Genomic DNA, 17,285 nt, shown 5'->3' with positions numbered 1-17,285 from the left:
CTCCCGGTGCTCCCGGTGCTGTCGGGCCGTTCGGGCCTGCCGGGGTGCTCGCGCCTGCGGGGCCGCTGGGGCTTCCTGGCGCGCCCGGAGCTTCCAGCGCTCCCGGAGCCGCCGAAGTCGCCGGAGCCGCCGGGTCCGCCGGAGCCGCCGAGGCCACGGGGCCTTGCGGGCCACCCGGGGCCACCGCAGAGATCGGGCCCCCCTGACCCCGCTGACTTCCCTGGACGCTTTGGTCGCCCTGGTCTTCCGGGCGTGCCGACCCTTCGGGACCGACACCACTGCCCCCGGCCGCGCCCCAGCCCGCAGAGCCGTACGCATGCTGAGTCGAGTTGCCCAGAGGCTGCTGGAACACCCGCGCCGAAGCCCCGGAACCGCCCGCAGGGCCGGGCCCACCCGCAACACGGGCATAGCCGGAACCGCCGTGAGCCCCCGGACCGCCGGAAGCACCGGGCCCTACGGGACCACCCTGCCGACCTGGGGCACCCGGCCCACCCGGGTTGCCGGGCCGCCCCGAAGAGCCCACAACGCCGGCCTCGCCCGGCACACCGGGACTGCCGGGCCCACCCGGAGCCCCTGGGCCGTCAGGCCGACCAGACCCACCATGGCCGCCCGCGGCGCCTCCAGCGCCGAAGCCGCCGTGCTCGCCGGGCGCCCCTGGACCGCCGGGCCCACCCGAAGCTCCAGCGCGGCCCGGCCTGCGAGCCCCCTCACGTCCACCCGAGGTGCCCGCAGCGCCGGAACCGTCAGGCCCACCTGCCGCACCAGAACCGCTGGCCCCACCCGGCGCACCGAAACCGTCAGGGCCGCCCATCGCCCCGGAACCGCCGGGCCCGCCCGAAGCACCAGAAATACCCGGCCCGCCGGACCCACCACGCTCGCCCGGAGCCCCCGCAGCGCCCCCGGCGCCAAGACCTCCCGGCCCGCCGGGCGCACCCGGCACCTCAGAACCACCGACCCCGCCCCGACCACGAGGACCACTCGGCCCCCCAAGACCGCCGGGCCCGCCAGGGCCGCCCGACCCCTCAGGACCACCCGACCCCACCGGATCACCGGGCCCCGACCCACCGGCCCGACCGGACCCCCCAGGCCCACCGGCCCCGCCAGACCCACCAATCACCTCGACCTCAGGCCCCCCGGCAGCACCGGCGGTACCGAATGCACCGGAAGCACCGGAAGCACCCCCCGCACCTGCGGCCCCCGCCGCACTCGCGGCACCACCCGCACCCACAGCCCCCGTCGCCCGTGCCGCCCCCGCACCCCCCACACGAGGCCCAGGCAAATCCCCCACCCGCACCCCGGCATCCTCGGTGGCCGTCGCCCCGGCGACCCGTACCCGCACGTGGCCCTCCCCGTCGGGAGCGCTCGGCAGGGGGGTCTCCGGGGCCGTGCCGGTGGTCAGGCGGAGTACGGACTCGCCGATGCGCAGGAGGGAGCCGGAGGCGAGGCGGACGGGGCGGTCGGTGACCGCGCGGCCGTCCACCGTCGTGCCGTTCGTGGAGCCCAGGTCGGCGACCGTGACGCGGCCGTCCGGGTCCAGCGTGACGGCGCAGTGCAGCCGGGAGACGTCCGGGTCGTCCAGGGGGACGTCGGCCTGCGCGGAGCGGCCGACGCGGATCTGACCGCCGTGCAGCAGGTGCACACCACCCGCGTCGGGTCCCGCGACCACGTGCAGCCGGGTGGCGGCGTCGGCCAGCTCGGGGCCGGGCTCGGCGGGGGTGCCGACGGACAGCACGGCGCCGTCGACCAGGGGCGGTTCGCCGAGTGTGCAGCGCTGGAGGTCGAGGCGGTCGGACTGCGCGTACAACACGGTGGGGCCGTCGCCGGCGGAGACGGCGGCGGCCAGACCGGAGGCGACCGCGGCGAGCGCGGTTCCGGCGGGGGCGGTGACGAGCACGTCGCAGGCCGCCGCGGGGCGTCCCCCCGACTCGGTCTGGCCGCCACGCGGCCCGAGGACGGTCAGCCGGATCTGCATCGCCGTCAGCGGTCCCTTCTGCGCTGGGCGCCCGGCACGGGGTCTCGCGCTGTGATTCCCCCCACCGCACACGGGCACGTCGGCCAGTACGGACAGCATCCTCGCACCTGCCACTGACAACACGCCCGCCCCCCACCGGTAAGTGATCTTGATTGGTCGGCTCTGCTCGGAAAAGTGCCCGCAAAGTGCCTGCTCGGACCGATGTGGGCGGACGCGGCCAGGCGCGCGGACCGCGGCGGGCCGTAAAGCGCGACCGAGAGCGAACGTCCGCGAGGACCAAAGTCCGTTTTCCGGCCCGCCCCGGGCACATCGGCAACCAACCGCGCTGGTCGCGCGTCTTCCCTCCGAACAAAGGTCCGCACCCAGGGCCGGTTCCGGCCACCGGTGGGCGGAAGATCGTCGGCCTGTGCCCCGTTCAGCGGCACTACAGTGGGTCGGAACGCCGTGCCGGCGTCGGCACCGCGGAGCGGACGACGACAGCACGGCCCCTGGGACCACGGACCAGCGACCGGACAGACCAGCCAGATCAGCAGGGAGCGCATGACGTGCGGCCGGTAGGCAGCAAGTACCTGCTCGAGGAGCCGCTCGGGCGCGGCGCCACGGGCACCGTCTGGCGAGCCCGCCAGCGGGAGACCGCGGGCGCCGAGGCGGCCGTCCCCGGCCAGCCCGGCGAGACCGTCGCGATCAAGGTCCTCAAGGAGGAGCTCGCCAACGACGCGGACGTGGTGATGCGCTTCCTGAGGGAGCGCTCCGTCCTGCTCAGGCTGACGCACCCGAACATCGTGCGCACCCGCGACCTGGTGGTCGAGGGCGACCTGCTGGCGCTGGTGATGGACCTGATCGAGGGTCCGGACCTGCACAAGTACCTGCGCGAGAACGGCCCGTTCACGCCCTCCGCGGCGGCCCTGCTGACCGCCCAGATCGCCGACGCGCTGGCCGCGAGCCACGCCGACGGCGTCGTGCACCGCGACCTGAAGCCCGCGAACGTCCTGGTCAAGCAGGACGCCGAGGGCATGCACCCGATGCTCACGGACTTCGGCATCGCCCGCCTCGCCGACTCCCCGGGCCTGACCCGCACCCAGGAGTTCGTCGGCACGCCCGCGTACGTCGCCCCGGAGTCCGCCGAGGGCCGCCCGCAGACGAGCGCCGTCGACATCTACGGAGCGGGCATCCTGCTGTACGAGCTGGTCACGGGCCGGCCGCCGTTCTCCGGGGGCTCCGCCCTCGAAGTGCTGCACCAGCACCTGAGCGCCGAGCCGCGCCGCCCCTCCACCGTCCCCGACCCGCTGTGGACGGTCATCGAGCGCTGCCTGAGCAAGGACCCGGACCGCCGCCCGAGCGCCGAGAACCTGGCGCGCGGCCTGCGCGCCGTGGCCGACGGCATCGGCGTGCACGCGAACGCCGCGCAGATCGCCGCCGCCGAGGGCGTCGCCGCGCTGCTCGCGCCGGACCCGTCGCCCGCCCCGGTGCCCGACACCCCGGGCGCGGCCGACCCCACCCAGGTCCTGCCGAACACCAACGCCGGCGGGTACGACCCGCACGCCGCCACCAGCGTCATGCCGAACACCGGCGCCCCCCAGGGCCCGAACGCCGACCCCACGGCCGTCATGCCGCCGGTGGGCCACAACCAGGGCGGCCACGGCGGCAACCCCGACGAGCCGCACCCCTGGCAGAACCAGATGCGCGCGGCCCGCGACCGCAACGACCAGACGCAGGTGCAGTACCTGGACCCGAGCCAGGACCCGCTGCGCCGCCGCCCGCAGCGCCAGGTGGCCCGCCCGCAGCAGCCCCAGCAGCCGCAGCCGTACGCCCCGCAGCACCAGCCGCAGCCGTACCACCCGCCGGTGCAGCCGCAGCGGCAGATGCAGCCCCAGCAGCCGCAGCACCCCCAGCCGTACGCACCCCCGCAGCAGCCCGCCCCGCCGCAGCCCACGCCGCCGGCCCCGCGCCAGCGCCGGCGCGACAACCCGAACCGGACCCGGATCCCCGGCCTCGGCTGCCTCAAGGGCTGCCTGGTCGTGCTCGTGATCCTGTTCGTGGCGAGCTGGCTGGTCTGGGAGCTGAGCCCGCTCCAGGACTGGATCGGTACCACCAAGGGGTACTGGGAGCAGATCAAGGACGTCTACAACACCGTCTCCGACTGGATGGGCAAGGTCGGCGGGAACTGACGCCCGGCCGGGTGCGGGAGCCGCACCCGGCCGACTCTGTGGATTTGTCGACTCCTGCGGGGTGATTTCCCCTGCGGATGTGATGGTTGGCGCCCTGGCCGCGTAGTTTTGGGCCAACACACATCCGTAGGAGCAGTCTTGGGACGGAAGATCGGCAGCCGGTACACGGCCCACCAGATTCTGGGGCGGGGCAGCGCCGGCACGGTGTGGCTCGGCGAGGGACCCGAAGGGCCGGTCGCCATCAAGCTGCTGCGCGAGGATTTGGCGTCCGACCAGGAGCTCGTCGGCCGCTTCGTCCAGGAGCGCACGGCCCTGCTCAGCCTCGACCACGCGCGCGTGGTGGGCGTCCACGACCTGGTGGTCGACGGCAACGACCTCGCGCTCGTGATGGATCTCGTCCGCGGCACGGATCTGCGTACCCGTCTGGAGCGCGAGCGGCGGCTCGCCCCCGAGGCCGCCGTCGCGATCGTCGCGGACGTCGCGGACGCCCTCGCCGCGGCGCACGCCGCCGGGATCGTGCACCGCGACGTGAAGCCCGAGAACGTCCTCCTCGACATGCAGGGCCCCCTCGGCCCCGGCGGCTCGCACCCGGCCCTCCTCACGGACTTCGGCGTCGCCAAGCTCATCGACTCGCCGCGCCGCACCCGCGCGACGAAGATCATCGGCACCCCGGACTATCTGGCCCCCGAGATCATCGAAGGGCTGCCCCCGCGCGCGGCCGTCGACATCTACGCCCTCGCCACCGTCCTGTACGAGCTGCTCGCGGGCTTCACGCCGTTCGGCGGCGGCCACCCCGGAGCGGTCCTGCGCCGCCACGTCACGGAGACGGTGGTCCCGCTCCCCGGCATCCCGGACGAGCTCTGGCAGCTCATGCTCCAGTGCCTGGCCAAGGCCCCGGCCTCCCGCCTGCGCGCCTCCGAGCTGGCCGCCCGGCTGCGGGAACAGCTGCCGCTGCTCGCGGGCATGCCGCCGCTGGACGTCGACGAGCCGGAGGCGGAAGCCCCCGACGAGGGGTACGAGGAGACGGCACCGCAGCCGCGCGAGCAGCCCCCGCGGCGGGGCGCCGTCCCCCTCGTGCCCGGGGCCACACCCGCGGACGCCAACCGGGACACACACACCTCCATGCGCGTGCCCGCCCCCGACGAGCTGGCCGGGGGCGCCAGGGGAACGGCACGGGCCCCGCGCGCGGCAGGCACCGTCCGCCCCGGCTCGGCCCGCCACCGCGCCTCGGCACGACGACGCAGGATCACGCTGGGCGTGGCGGGGGTCGTCCTGGCCGCAGCGGTGGGAGCGGGCGCCTGGTACGCAACGTCGGGCGACGACGCCGACCCGGCGAAGCCGAACACCGGCACTTCGGCCCCACCGATGCCGTGAGCCGATTCAGCCCGTCCGGCGTTTGAGGACGAGGCGCGAAGGGCGTTTGAGGACGAGGCGCGAAGCGCCGAAAGGGGGGAAAGGGGCGCAGCCCCATAAGCCCAGCCGGCGAGGAGAGCCCACGGCACCGGGGAAAGACCCCTTGCCGCAGCGGTTACGCTGGAGTCGTGGCAGTCGTCGATGTATCCGAAGAGCTCAAGTCCCTCTCCTCGACCATGGAGTCGATCGAGGCCGTCCTGGACCTCGACAAGCTGAGGGCAGACATCGCCGTGCTCGAGGAGCAGGCGGCAGCGCCGTCCCTCTGGGACGACCCGGACGAAGCGCAGAAGATCACCAGCAAGCTGAGTCACCTCCAGGCGGAGGTGAGGAAGGCCGAGGCGCTGCGCGGGCGGATCGACGATCTGGGCGTGCTCTTCGAGATGGCCGAGGAGGAGGACGACTCGGACACCCGCGCGGAGGCCGAGTCGCGGAGGCCGAGTCGGAGCTCACCGCGGTCAAGAAGGCACTGGACGAGATGGAGGTCCGCACCCTCCTCTCCGGGGAGTACGACGCGCGTGAGGCCGTCGTCACGATCCGCGCCGAGGCCGGCGGCGTCGACGCCTCCGACTTCGCCGAGAAGCTCCAGCGGATGTATCTGCGCTGGGCCGAGCGCCACGGCTACAAGACCGAGCTGTACGAGACGTCGTACGCGGAAGAGGCCGGCATCAAGTCGACCACCTTCGCCGTCCAGGCCCCGTATTCGTACGGCACGCTCTCCGTGGAGCAGGGCACGCACCGCCTCGTGCGCATCTCGCCGTTCGACAACCAGGGCCGCCGTCAGACGTCCTTCGCGGGCGTCGAGATCCTCCCCGTCGTCGAGCAGACCGACCACATCGAGATCGACGAGAGCGAGCTCCGCGTCGACGTGTACCGCTCCTCGGGCCCCGGCGGCCAGGGCGTGAACACGACGGACTCCGCGGTCCGCCTGACCCACCTGCCCACCGGCATCGTCGTCTCCTGTCAGAACGAGCGCTCGCAGATCCAGAACAAGGCGACCGCGATGAACGTCCTCCAGGCGAAGCTCCTCGAGCGCCGCCGCCAGGAGGAGCAGGCGAAGATGAACGCCCTCAAGGGTGACGGCGGCAACTCCTGGGGCAACCAGATGCGTTCGTACGTCCTGCACCCGTACCAAATGGTGAAGGACCTGCGCACGGAGTTCGAAGTCGGTAATCCCGAGGCCGTGTTCAACGGCGAGATCGACGGCTTCCTTGAGGCCGGAATTCGCTGGCGCAAGCAGCAGGAGAAGTAATTTCGGCGCTAAGTCGACAAAGCTGAACGAGGCAACTGCCACCCTCCGGGCGGCAGTTGCCTTTGTTTATGGGCTTCCCGGGGCCTCCTGTGGGCTTCTTGCGCCTTTTACGTCACAGTCACATGTCCGTACGCCGGTCAACTGTCCCCATAACGGGCATCGCGCCCGCAACGACCTTGACGGTGCTTTGAAAACTGGAAAGGCTAGCGGGCGGCATGCGTATCTCTGAGGCGCGTGTGATCCGGGGGGCCGATCGCGAGCCGCCCCGTGACCCGCGATCCGAGGCGCTGCCTCACTGACGATTCAGCTACTGGGGGTAGCAGCCAGATGACGAAGAAGACGCGGATCCGCATCGCGCGGATAGCCGCCGGCGCGGTGATCGCCGCCGGCGCCTCGCTGACCGCCGCCGGCGCCGCCTCGGCCCTGGACGTCGGCGTCGACCTCGGCGGGACCGGCGCGAGCGCCTCCGCCGACGAGAACGGCATCGGCGTCGACGTCGACCTGCCGGGTGGCGACGACGAGACCGACGACCCGGAGGAGCCCACCAACCCTCCGGAGCCGACCGACGAGCCGACCGAGCCGACGGACCCGCCCACCGAGCCCACCGACCCGCCCACGGAGCCGACGGACCCGCCGACGGAGCCCGACGGACCCGCCGACGGAGCCCACGGACCCGCCCACCCAGCCCACGGACCAGCCCTCCGACCCGGGTGACGACAACAACAACGGCACGGGCGGCGGCGGCACCGGCGGCAACGACACCGACCCCGACGGCGGCTCCGGCCCGGCCGAGCAGGGCGGCAAGGACAGCCTGACCGACACCGGCAGCAAGCCGGTCGAGCAGGTCAACGACAACGGCAGCGGCAAGAACGACGGCGAGCTCGCCGAGACGGGTGCCGCCGAGACCACCTTCCTGATCATCGGTGCCGCCACCATGATCGCCGGTGGCGTCGGCTTCCGCTTCCTGCCCCGCCTGGTCGGCAACCGCGGCGCGGCGGCCTGACCCGACGGTCACCCGGCACGCTACGTAGCGTCACGGCGACGTACGCGACGTAGCGAGCCGCGCACGAGCAGCACAGAAGGGCCCGGAGCCGCATCGGCTCCGGGCCCTTCCGCATACCGTTCTGTCACGCGCTGCCCGGAGGCTACGCCGTCTGGTGCGCCACCAGGGCCATCGCCGCGATCAGCACCAGCAGCAGCCCTATCAGGGCGGCAGGGCTGAGGCCGCCGAAGGGGCCCTCGTGCTGCATCCGCTCCCGGTTGGCCCGGCACACGGGGCAGCGGCCCTCGCTCACAGGCGCCGCGCAGTTCGCGCACACCAACCTGTCATAGGTCATGCGCTTCTCCTCCCGCACAGTCTCAGCCTGCCCAACGCTCGGGGAACCTCAACCGTTCCCCCTACCACTGTGCCAGCTTCCACGGAATTCGGCGCGGGCCGCCGTCCGGCACCCCATTTGTGCGGAGTCGGATCCGCAACAAAACGCGCAACTCAGGACGCCGACTGCGCGGCCCTACCCGGTTCGCGTATGGTCACGCTCACCTACCCCCGGCTACCCGTGGTGCATCCGTGATCCGATTCGACAACGTCTCCAAGGCCTATCCGAAGCAGAACCGCCCCGCCCTCCGCGACGTGTCGCTGGAGATCGAGAAGGGCGAGTTCGTCTTCCTGGTGGGGTCATCCGGCTCCGGAAAGTCCACCTTCCTGCGGCTGATCCTCCGCGAGGAGCGCACCAGCCACGGCCAGGTGCACGTCCTGGGCAAGGACCTGGCCCGGCTCTCCAACTGGAAGGTGCCGCACATGCGGCGCCAGCTCGGCACCGTCTTCCAGGACTTCCGTCTCCTGCCGAACAAGACCGTCGCCGAGAACGTGGCCTTCGCTCAGGAGGTCATCGGCAAGTCGCGCGGCGAGATCCGCAAGTCCGTGCCCCAGGTCCTCGACCTCGTCGGCCTCGGCGGCAAGGAGGACCGGATGCCCGGCGAGCTGTCCGGCGGTGAGCAGCAGCGCGTGGCCATCGCCCGCGCCTTCGTCAACCGGCCGAAGCTGCTGATCGCCGACGAGCCGACGGGCAACCTCGACCCGCAGACCTCGGTCGGCATCATGAAGCTGCTCGACCGCATCAACCGCACCGGCACCACCGTCGTGATGGCCACCCACGACCAGCAGATCGTGGACCAGATGCGCAAGCGCGTCATCGAGCTGGAGAAGGGCCGTCTGGTCCGCGACCAGTCCCGCGGTGTCTACGGCTACCAGCACTGACCCGGCCGCCGGCGCCTGCCATGGCCGCCGGTGTCCGCTTCCGTGCCCGCACCCTCCGCTCCACCTGATCCACTGAAAGGCCGCCATGCGCGCCCAGTTCGTCCTGTCGGAGATCGGCGTCGGTCTCCGCCGCAATCTCACGATGACCTTCGCGGTCGTCGTCTCCGTAGCGCTCTCGCTCGCCCTCTTCGGCGGCTCGCTGCTCATGCGCGACCAGGTGAGCACGATGAAGGGCTACTGGTACGACAAGGTCAACGTCTCGATCTTCCTGTGCAACAAGGCGGACGCCGAGCAGGACCCCAAGTGCGCCAAGGGCGCCGTCACGAACGAGCAGAAGGACCAGATCCTCACCGATCTGAAGAAGATGCCGGTCGTCGACACCGTCCAGCACGAGACGGCCGACCAGGCGTACAAGCACTACAAGGAACAGTTCGGCGACTCGCCGCTGTCCAGCTCGCTGACGCCGGACCAGATGCAGGAGTCGTACCGCATCAAACTGAAGGACCCGGAGAAGTACCAGGTGGTCGCGACCGCCTTCTCCGGGCGGGACGGCGTGCAGTCCGTCGAGGACCAGAAGGGCGTCCTGGACAACCTCTTCGAGCTCCTCAACGGCATGAACTGGGCGGCGCTCGCGGTGATGGCGCTCATGCTCGTCGTCGCGCTGATGCTGATCGTCAACACGGTGCGCGTATCGGCGTTCAGCCGTCGACGTGAAACCGGGATCATGCGTCTGGTCGGCGCGTCCAGCTTCTACATCCAGATGCCGTTCATCCTGGAGGCGGCCGTCGCCGGCCTGATCGGCGGCGGGCTCGCGTGCGGATTCCTGCTCCTCGGCCGGTACTTCATCATCGACCACGGCCTGCAGCTGTCCGAGAAGCTCAATCTGATCAACTTCATCGGCTGGGACGCGGTGCTTGCCAAGCTGCCGCTCGTGCTCGCCATCGGCCTGCTCATGCCCGCGCTGGCAGCGTTCTTCGCCCTGCGCAAGTACCTGAAGGTGTGAGGCGGGGAGCATCCCGGTCCGGGGGGTGTGAGGAGTGCCTCGGGCGCCGTGCGGTCAACGGGCCGTGCGGCGCCCCTCGTTGTCCTAGACTCACCGACATGTCAGGCCCCCCATGGCTCGCCGAGCCCCGCCGCATCCGCCGCGGGGCCGCCCTGACATTGGTGTTCGCGAGCGTCCTCGCCACCGGTGCGGCCACCGGCTCCTGGAACGAGGAGCCGGCAGAAGGCCGGAATCCGGCCCCGCCCACGCGCGCCGTCGCCTCCTCCCGGGACAGCGGTCGCGAGCGGGACCCCGCCGAGGAGGCCGCCGACGCCGCCGCCGAGGCGATGGCCGACGGCAAGTCCGGCAAGGAGGCCGCCGAGGACGTCGTCAGCCGCAGCGGCGACCGCTGGGCCTCGGTCTACTCCCAGGGGGAGTACCGCGAGTTCGAGCAGTCCCTGGACGGCGCCTACACCGGAGTCGGCCTGTGGGCCCGGCGCGCCGCCGACGGCAGGATCGAGGTGTCCCGGGTGCAGCGCGGCGGGCCCGCCGACCGCGCGGGCATCCGCGAGGGCGACAGGCTCACCGCCATCGACGGCAAGAAGGCCACCGGACGCCCCGTCACGGACGTCGTGGCCCTGCTGCGCGGCGACCGCGCGAACACCCCGGTCACCCTCGGCCTGCAGCGCGGCACGCGCGCGTGGACCGAGACCCTGCGCCGCGCCCGCCTGTCCACGGACTCCGTGACCGTCACCCGGCTCCGCGACGGCGCCGTGATGATCAAGGTCGCGGCGTTCACGAAGGGCTCCGGCGAGGCCGTGCGGGACGCGGTGCGCCGCGCCCCCAAGGGCGCCGGCGTCCTCCTCGACCTGCGCGGCAACTCCGGCGGCCTGGTCTCCGAGGCCACCACGGCCTCCTCCGCCATCCTGGACGGCGGCCTCGTGGCGACGTACGACGTACGAGGCGAGCAGCGCGCCCTGCACGCCCAGCAGGGCGGCGACACCACCAGACCCGTGGTCGCGCTCGTCGACGGCGGCACGATGAGCGCGGCCGAGCTGCTCACCGGGGCCCTCCAGGACCGCGGCCGCGCGGTCGTCGTGGGCTCCAGGACGTTCGGCAAGGGCTCGGTGCAGATGCCGAGCAAGCTGCCCGACGGCTCCGTCGCCGAGCTGACCGTCGGGCACTACCGCACCCCTTCGGGGAAGGCGGTCGACGGCCGGGGCATCATCCCGGACCTGGAGGTCGAGGACGGCGCCCAGGAGCGGGCCGAGACAGTATTGACTGGCCTCGGGCCCCCCTCGTAGTGCGAAAATGGCCTGACTATGGCGAAGGAAAAGGTAAAACGCAAGGCCGCCAAGGCCAACGAGAAGGCCCCCGCCCGCAAGATGGTCGCGCAGAACAAGAAGGCGCGGCACGACTACCACATCCTGGACACCTACGAGTGCGGCCTGGTGCTGATGGGCACCGAGGTCAAGTCGCTGCGCCTTGGCCGGGCCTCCCTGGTGGACGGCTTCGTGCACATCGACCACGGCGAGGCGTGGCTGCACAACATCCACGTCCCCGAGTACGTGCAGGGCACCTGGACCAACCACTCGGCCACGCGGAAGCGCAAGCTCCTGCTGCACCGGGCCGAGATCGACAAGCTGGAGTCGAAGTCCCAGGAGACGGGTCACACGATCGTGCCCCTCGCCCTGTACTTCAAGGACAGCCGCGTGAAGGTCGAGATCGCGCTGGCCAAGGGCAAGAAGGAGTACGACAAGCGGCAGACGCTGCGCGAGAAGCAGGACACCCGGGAGACGAACCGGGCGATCTCGGCGGTCCGGCGCCGGCAGGGGATCGGCTAGCCGCCGGGAATACGCTGGCACGGTCGTACGTTGGTCACGTACGATGGTTCACGCCCCGCAGGTGACGGGGCGGCCCCTCCTCGGAGGGTTTGAAAAATCAACATGGGGATGATCGGTTTCGACAGCGGATGTCGAAGCAGGGGAAGCGTGTCGAGGAAGCGGCAATGATCTCGTAAACCATATGTCGCAACAAATAATCGCCAACACCAAGCGCGATTCCTTCGCCCTCGCTGCCTAAGTAGCGACTTTGCGAAGTGTCAGCCCGGGGCTGTTCCCGACCCGGATCCTGGCATCAGCTAGGGAACTAAACTTCTAGACCCGGTCACGGGGTCTGGAAGGAAATCAAACAGTGACTGGGCCCGTCGGAGACTTGTTCGCGAGATCACCGGGGCCGAGAAAATCACAGCGAACTGCACACGGAGAAGCCCTGATTCCGCACCGTTGGACGCGGGTTCGATTCCCGCCATCTCCACGAAGTCGACAGGCGACGTGTGCCCGCGGACAGCGCGGGCCGCGTCGCCTTCGTCGTTTTGCGCGGCTGCGCCGCGCGTGGCGGGGGCTCCGCCACCCGCACCCCCTAGCGCGGGCTCGGGCAGGCCGTACGGAGCCGCCTACTGTCGCGCGCGGCCGTCTTCCGGGATGCTCCAGGGTCATGAGTAGACCCGTGAGACGCGTCAACCACCGTATGCGCCACTGGATCTGGCCCGCCGTGCTCGGCCTCGCCGTGGCCACCTTCTCTTTCAGCTCCCTCAGCGCTCCCGCCGGGGCGGATTCCGACCGGAGCGGGCTGCCCGAAGCCATCGACACCATCCTTGGCGACCCCCGGATGGAGGGCGGCGCCGCGAGCGTCGTGGTCGCCGACGCCGCGACCGGCGAGACCCTCTACCAGCACCTGCCCAGCGGGCGCCTGATGCCCGCCTCCAACACCAAGATGCTGACCTCGGCCGCCGCCCTGGAGCTGCTCGGCCCGGAGCACCGCTTCACCACCGACGTGCTCGCCCACGGCGAGCGGCACGGGACCGTGCTCAAGGGCGACCTGTATCTGCGCGGCACCGGCGACCCGACGACGCTCGCCAAGGACTACGACCGGCTCGCCGAGAAGGTCGCCGCCGAGGGCATCAAGCGGGTCTCGGGGCGGCTCGTGGCCGACGACACCCGGTTCGACGACCGGCGCCAGGGTGACACCTGGGGCGCCGACGACGAGTCCGCGTACTACGCCGCGCAGATCTCCGCGCTGAGCGTCGCGCCCGACACCGACTACGACACCGGGACGGTCGTCGTCGCGGTGGCGCCGGGGGCCACCGCGGGGGACAGGCCGAAGGTCACCGTGACGCCGAAGACCGACTACGTAGACATCGATCTGCGGGCCACGACGGTCGCCGCGGGCGGCGCGGACACCATCGCCGTGGAGCGGCAGCACGGCAAGAACACCATCACCGTCACCGGCACGGTGCCCGTCGGCGGCAGCACCACCAAGGAGTGGATCACCGTCTGGGAGCCGACCCGGTACGCCGCCGCGATCTTCCGGGACGCGCTGGCCGCCCACGGGGTGAAGGTCGGCGGGCCCACCAGGGCCGGGATTCCGACCCCCAAGGGGGCGCGCGAGCTGGCCTCGCACGCCTCCATGAAGCTCAGGGACCTGCTGATCCCGTTCATGAAGCTGTCCAACAACATGCACGCCGAGTCCCTGACGAAGGCCATGGGGTACAAGGCCACCGGAAGGCCCGGGAGTTGGGGCGACGGCATCGCGGCGATCGGCGGCTATCTGAAGACGGCCGGGGTCGACCCGGGCAAGCTGCGGCACGTCGACGGTTCCGGGCTCTCGCGCAAGAACAACGTCGCCGCCGACCAGTTCATCAAGCTGCTGCGCTCGGCCAAGGGCGAGCCGTGGTTCGCCGACTGGTACCGGTCGCTGCCGGTGGCGTGCGACCCGGACAAGCTCGACGGCGGCACGCTGCGCTCGCGGATGTGCGGGACGCCGGCGGCGCTCAACGTGCACGCGAAGACCGGGTCGCTGACCGGCGCGTCCGCCCTTTCGGGGTACGTGACCGACGCGGGCGGCCGCGAACTCGTCTTCAGCATCGTCCTCAACAACTACCTGCCCTCCTCGGTGAAGGCACTGGAGGACGCCATCGTGGTCACCCTCGCGAAGTCCGACGAGGACAAGGCCGTACTGGTCAGGCCCCGTGCGGAGCGCGGGTCCGGGCAGGGCGGCGAGCTCGAGTGCTCGTGGCGCAAGCCCGCGCGGTGCTGAGCAGCAGCGCGCACAGGGCGGCGGCCACGGGCACGGTGTAGCCGGCGGTGGAGCCGAGATGCTCCACCGCCCAGCCGCCGCCCGCCGCGCCGCACGCGATGCCCCCGAGGAGGCCGGTCACGGCGAGGGTCATGGCCTCGTTCAACTGCCCCTCGGGGGCGTACCGCTGCACCAGCGTCATGCCGGTGACCATCGTCGGGGCGGTCGCCATCCCGGCCACGAGCAGCGCCCCCGCGAGCACCACCAGCGACCCGGTCGCCGCCACCGCGAGCAGCGGCAGCGTCATCAGGGCCGCCATCGCCGCCCCGCACCACAGGTGGCGGCGGTCCAGGGGACCGCTCGGCCGCAGGGCTCCGTAGACCAGGCCCGCCGCGCACGACCCCGCGGCCTGCAGCGCGAGGATCACGCCCCCGGCCGCCTTGTGCCCCTGCGCGTCCGCGTACGCGAGGGTCGCGACCTCCAGCGAACCGAAGACGGCGCCGGTCGCGAGGAAGACGACCAGCAGAGCGGGCATCCCACGCGCGCGGAGAGGCGATTTCGCCTTAGGAGAGCCGCTCGTACGCCGCTGGGGCGGGGGCTCGGTCGCGCGCTGGGCGGCGAACAGCAGCACGCCGGTCAGCAGCAGGACGGCCCCCACCAGGGTGCCCGCCTGCGGGAACAGCGACCCGCACAGGAATGCCGCGAGCACCGGGCCGAGCATGAAGCACAGTTCGTCCGCCGCCTGCTCGAAGGAGTTGGCGGTGTGCAGCGCGTCCGGCCGGCCTTTCAGCAGGTGCGACCAGCGGGCCCGCGACATCCCGCCGATGTTCGGGGTGGTGGCCGTGGCGGCGTACGAGGCGAACAGGGTCCAGTCCGGCGCCCCGAAGCGGACGCACAGCAGCAGCGACAGCGAGCCCAGCACCGCCAGGGCCGTGGCGGGCACGGCGACGCGCGCCTGCCCGTGCCGGTCGACGAGACGGGCCGTCCAGGGCGCCACGACGGCGGTCGCGGCGAGCCCGGTGGCGGTGACGGCGCCCGCGAGCGCGTACGAGTCACGGGCACCGGCGATCATGATCACCGCGCTGACGCTGAACATGCCCATGGGGAGGCGGGCGATGAGGTTGCCGACGGTGAAGGCCGCGGCGCCGGGTATCGCGAAGAGGCGGGCGTAGGGGTTGCGGGTGTGGGCGCGCGCGGAATCGCTGGTGGGCGGGGCAGCGGGTGGGGCGGCGGGGTCGGCGGGGGCTTGGGGCATGACTCCAGGCTCACCGCGCGGGCCGGTGGCGGTCCAACACCTTCTGGGTGCCGATTCACGCACCTGCGTTGTAAGTTCGCGGGATGACCGGAGAGCCCCGCACGTCCCCCGGTGGGGAGCCGTACGCACGCCGTGACGTGGACCCCCGCCTCCTGCGCTCGTTCCTCGCCGTCGCCGAGGAACTGCACTTCACCCGTGCCGCCGCCCGGCTGTACGTCGCCCAGCAGGCGCTGAGCCGCGATGTGCGGCGGCTCGAACGGGAGCTGGGGGCCGGCCTGTTCGCGCGGTCGACGCGGCAGGTGACACTGACGGCCGACGGCGAGCGGCTGCTTCCGTACGCGCGGCGCGTCCTCGCGGCGCACGACGAGCTGGCGGCCGCCTTCGCGCGCGGGGGCACGGCGGCCGCCGCCCGGCCGCTGCTCGTCGACCTCAACAGCCCGGGCCTGGTCTTCGGCCGGATCCTCGACCGGGCCCGGCAACTGGCCCCGCAGTGCGAGCTGATGGCCCGCTTCGAGAGCGGACTGACCGGCGCCGCCGCCGAGATCGCGGCCGGGCGCCTGCACGCGTCGTTCGGCCGGTACGCGGGGCTGCCCGCGGCCGTGCGCGCGGGGCTCGCCCAGCAGCCGGTGCGGTACGAGCCGATGGCGGTGCTGCTGCCGACCGGCCACCCGCTGGCGGAGCTCGACGAGGTGCCGCTCGGCCGGCTCGCGGGGACGAGCGTCTACGCGGGCGCGGGCAACGAGCGCACCCCGGAGTGGACCGATCTCGCCCGCCGCCTCTTCGAGGGCCGCGGCATCGAGGTCGCGCCGCCCGCGCCGCTCGCCGTCGGCCCCGAGGAGTTCGCGCGGATCATGGCGAAGCACCGCAACCCCGTCCTCGCCGTCGTCGGCTTCCCCGAGCTGCCGGGCGCCGTGCTCCGCCCGCTCGTCGACCCCGTACCGCTGTCCCCGGTGTCGCTGGTGTGGCGCCGCGGCCTGCGCCACCCCGGGCTCGACGCCCTGCGCCGGGCCGCGGCCGAACTCGCGGCGGCCGAAGGGTGGCTGACCCGCCCGGCGGACGCATGGATTCCGGCCACGGATGCACTCATCATGATGAGTCAGGACTGACTTGAACCCTCGGTTGTCGGTGGCGTGCGCTACGTTCGGATTCCGGGCGCGGTGTGGTAAGGGGGGCGCTCGGATCGGGTGGGGGCCCGGTCCGGACGACGAGTGCCCGGGGAGTCGTACGCGCCCGATTCAGCTGCACGTGGGGGGTTCGCGTACGCATGGAGAAGTGGCGAGAAGACGATCTGCCAGGGAATACGCCGGGCCTCTCGGAGACCGGCGGCGCACTGCCGGGGCGCGCGGGCGGTCCGTCCGCGCCGACGCACGACCCGAATGAGGTCACCGTCCAGATCGACGGTCTGGGGCGGCACTTGGCGGGCGAAGCGGGTGGCGCGGCCGACGGAACCCGCATTCAACAGGGAATTCAAGACACCCAAGATCTGGCCGACAAGCCGGTGTTCGTGGACGAGACGGGCCGCCGCAGCAGGCGGTATCGCCGCATCGGCGGGGCCGTCGGCCTCTTCTGCGCGGTGTACGCGGCGGTCATCGTGGCCACGCTCGCCTCGGGGAACTCCAGCGCGCCCTGGCTGCCGGTGCCCGCCCCCAAGGACGAGCCGCCCGCGAGCAAGGTCGACACCCCGGGAGCCCCGGCGGAGCCTGCGGTCTCGCCCAGGTCGCCGTCCTCGTCGGCGCCCTCGTCCGGGGCGGCGCCGACGTCCGGCGCCTCCGCGACCGGCGGGGGTACGACAGCGGCGGCGGCCGACGAGTCCGGGCGCGCCGCCTCCTCCGGAGGTGACGACGCGGGCAGCGGGCGCAGCGGTTCGCCGGGCCGGGCCCGGGACCGGGGTTCGGCCCAGGGCGCCGAGCGG

At 72.4% G+C, this 17,285-nt stretch carries 11 protein-coding genes, 1 other RNA gene and 3 pseudogenes; 12 read left to right on the top strand and 3 right to left on the bottom strand.

The genetic code is table 11. From position 1 onward, the window contains the following. Positions 1-1,093 precede the first annotated feature (1,093 nt). A pseudogene (locus tag STRAU_RS45000) lies at positions 1,094-1,972 on the bottom strand (FHA domain-containing protein); the annotation flags it as partial. Between the two features lie 545 nt (positions 1,973-2,517). Here STRAU_RS45000 and STRAU_RS33985 point away from each other — a divergent pair. From STRAU_RS33985 to STRAU_RS33965, 4 genes and pseudogenes are all read left to right on the top strand, one after another. After that, the gene (locus STRAU_RS33985; RefSeq protein WP_016644952.1) at positions 2,518-4,140 is read left to right on the top strand and encodes a serine/threonine-protein kinase; all 1,623 of its coding nucleotides are present in this window, start codon (positions 2,518-2,520) and stop codon (positions 4,138-4,140) included. A 138-nt stretch (positions 4,141-4,278) separates the two neighbouring features. Beyond that, positions 4,279-5,514 (top strand): serine/threonine-protein kinase, encoded by a 1,236-nt coding sequence (locus STRAU_RS33980; protein ID WP_016644951.1) that lies wholly within the window; start codon positions 4,279-4,281, stop codon positions 5,512-5,514. A 167-nt stretch (positions 5,515-5,681) separates the two neighbouring features. After that, positions 5,682-6,802: pseudogene (gene prfB, locus STRAU_RS33970) on the top strand (peptide chain release factor 2). Between the two features lie 327 nt (positions 6,803-7,129). Further along, positions 7,130-7,805 (top strand): annotated as a pseudogene (locus STRAU_RS33965) (hypothetical protein). Positions 7,806-7,947: 142 nt separating this feature from the next. On the opposite strand, the gene STRAU_RS33960 reads toward STRAU_RS33965, so the two are convergent. Beyond that, the gene (locus STRAU_RS33960; RefSeq protein ID WP_037663720.1) at positions 7,948-8,139 is read right to left on the bottom strand and encodes a hypothetical protein; all 192 of its coding nucleotides are present in this window, start codon (positions 8,137-8,139) and stop codon (positions 7,948-7,950) included. Positions 8,140-8,369: 230 nt separating this feature from the next. On the opposite strand from STRAU_RS33960, the gene ftsE reads away from it, so the two are divergent. From ftsE to dacB, 6 genes are all read left to right on the top strand, one after another. Continuing rightward, positions 8,370-9,059: a cell division ATP-binding protein FtsE gene (gene ftsE, locus STRAU_RS33955; protein WP_016644946.1), complete on the top strand. Its 690-nt coding sequence runs from the start codon at positions 8,370-8,372 to the stop codon at positions 9,057-9,059. An 85-nt stretch (positions 9,060-9,144) separates the two neighbouring features. Beyond that, a complete protein-coding gene (ftsX, locus tag STRAU_RS33950; protein WP_016644945.1) occupies positions 9,145-10,062 on the top strand; it encodes a permease-like cell division protein FtsX in 918 nt (305 codons plus the stop codon). A 98-nt stretch (positions 10,063-10,160) separates the two neighbouring features. Continuing rightward, positions 10,161-11,345, top strand: coding sequence for a S41 family peptidase (locus STRAU_RS33945; protein WP_078621697.1), 1,185 nt, complete (start codon positions 10,161-10,163; stop codon positions 11,343-11,345). Between the two features lie 18 nt (positions 11,346-11,363). After that, positions 11,364-11,885 carry an SsrA-binding protein SmpB gene (gene smpB / locus STRAU_RS33940; RefSeq protein ID WP_016644943.1) on the top strand — a complete coding sequence of 174 codons (522 nt, stop codon included), beginning with the start codon at positions 11,364-11,366 and terminating at the stop codon, positions 11,883-11,885. Between the two features lie 104 nt (positions 11,886-11,989). After that, positions 11,990-12,360, top strand: a transfer-messenger RNA (tmRNA) gene (gene ssrA / locus STRAU_RS39690). Between the two features lie 177 nt (positions 12,361-12,537). Continuing rightward, positions 12,538-14,139, top strand: coding sequence for a D-alanyl-D-alanine carboxypeptidase/D-alanyl-D-alanine endopeptidase (gene dacB, locus STRAU_RS33935; protein WP_037663719.1), 1,602 nt, complete (start codon positions 12,538-12,540; stop codon positions 14,137-14,139). On the opposite strand, the gene STRAU_RS33930 is transcribed toward dacB, so the two are convergent. Beyond that, a complete protein-coding gene (locus tag STRAU_RS33930; RefSeq protein WP_078621696.1) occupies positions 14,063-15,373 on the bottom strand; it encodes an MFS transporter in 1,311 nt (436 codons plus the stop codon). The two genes, dacB and STRAU_RS33930, sit on opposite strands and share 77 nt — an antisense overlap. 83 nt (positions 15,374-15,456) lie before the next feature. Between STRAU_RS33930 and STRAU_RS33925 the strand changes: the two genes are divergently transcribed. After that, entirely contained in the window at positions 15,457-16,479 is a 1,023-nt protein-coding gene (locus STRAU_RS33925) for a LysR family transcriptional regulator (protein WP_016644941.1), read from the top strand. A gap of 158 nt (positions 16,480-16,637) precedes the next feature. Beyond that, the coding region (locus STRAU_RS43190; RefSeq protein ID WP_203227502.1) for a hypothetical protein at positions 16,638-17,285 on the top strand (648 nt) is incomplete at its 3' end.

This window comes from Streptomyces aurantiacus JA 4570 (assembly GCF_000414115.1).
In the GTDB taxonomy this organism is placed as follows: domain Bacteria; phylum Actinomycetota; class Actinomycetes; order Streptomycetales; family Streptomycetaceae; genus Streptomyces; species Streptomyces aurantiacus_A.
The sequence above is the reverse complement of the archived record's forward strand: the minus strand, read 5'-3'. Positions and strand labels throughout refer to the sequence as shown.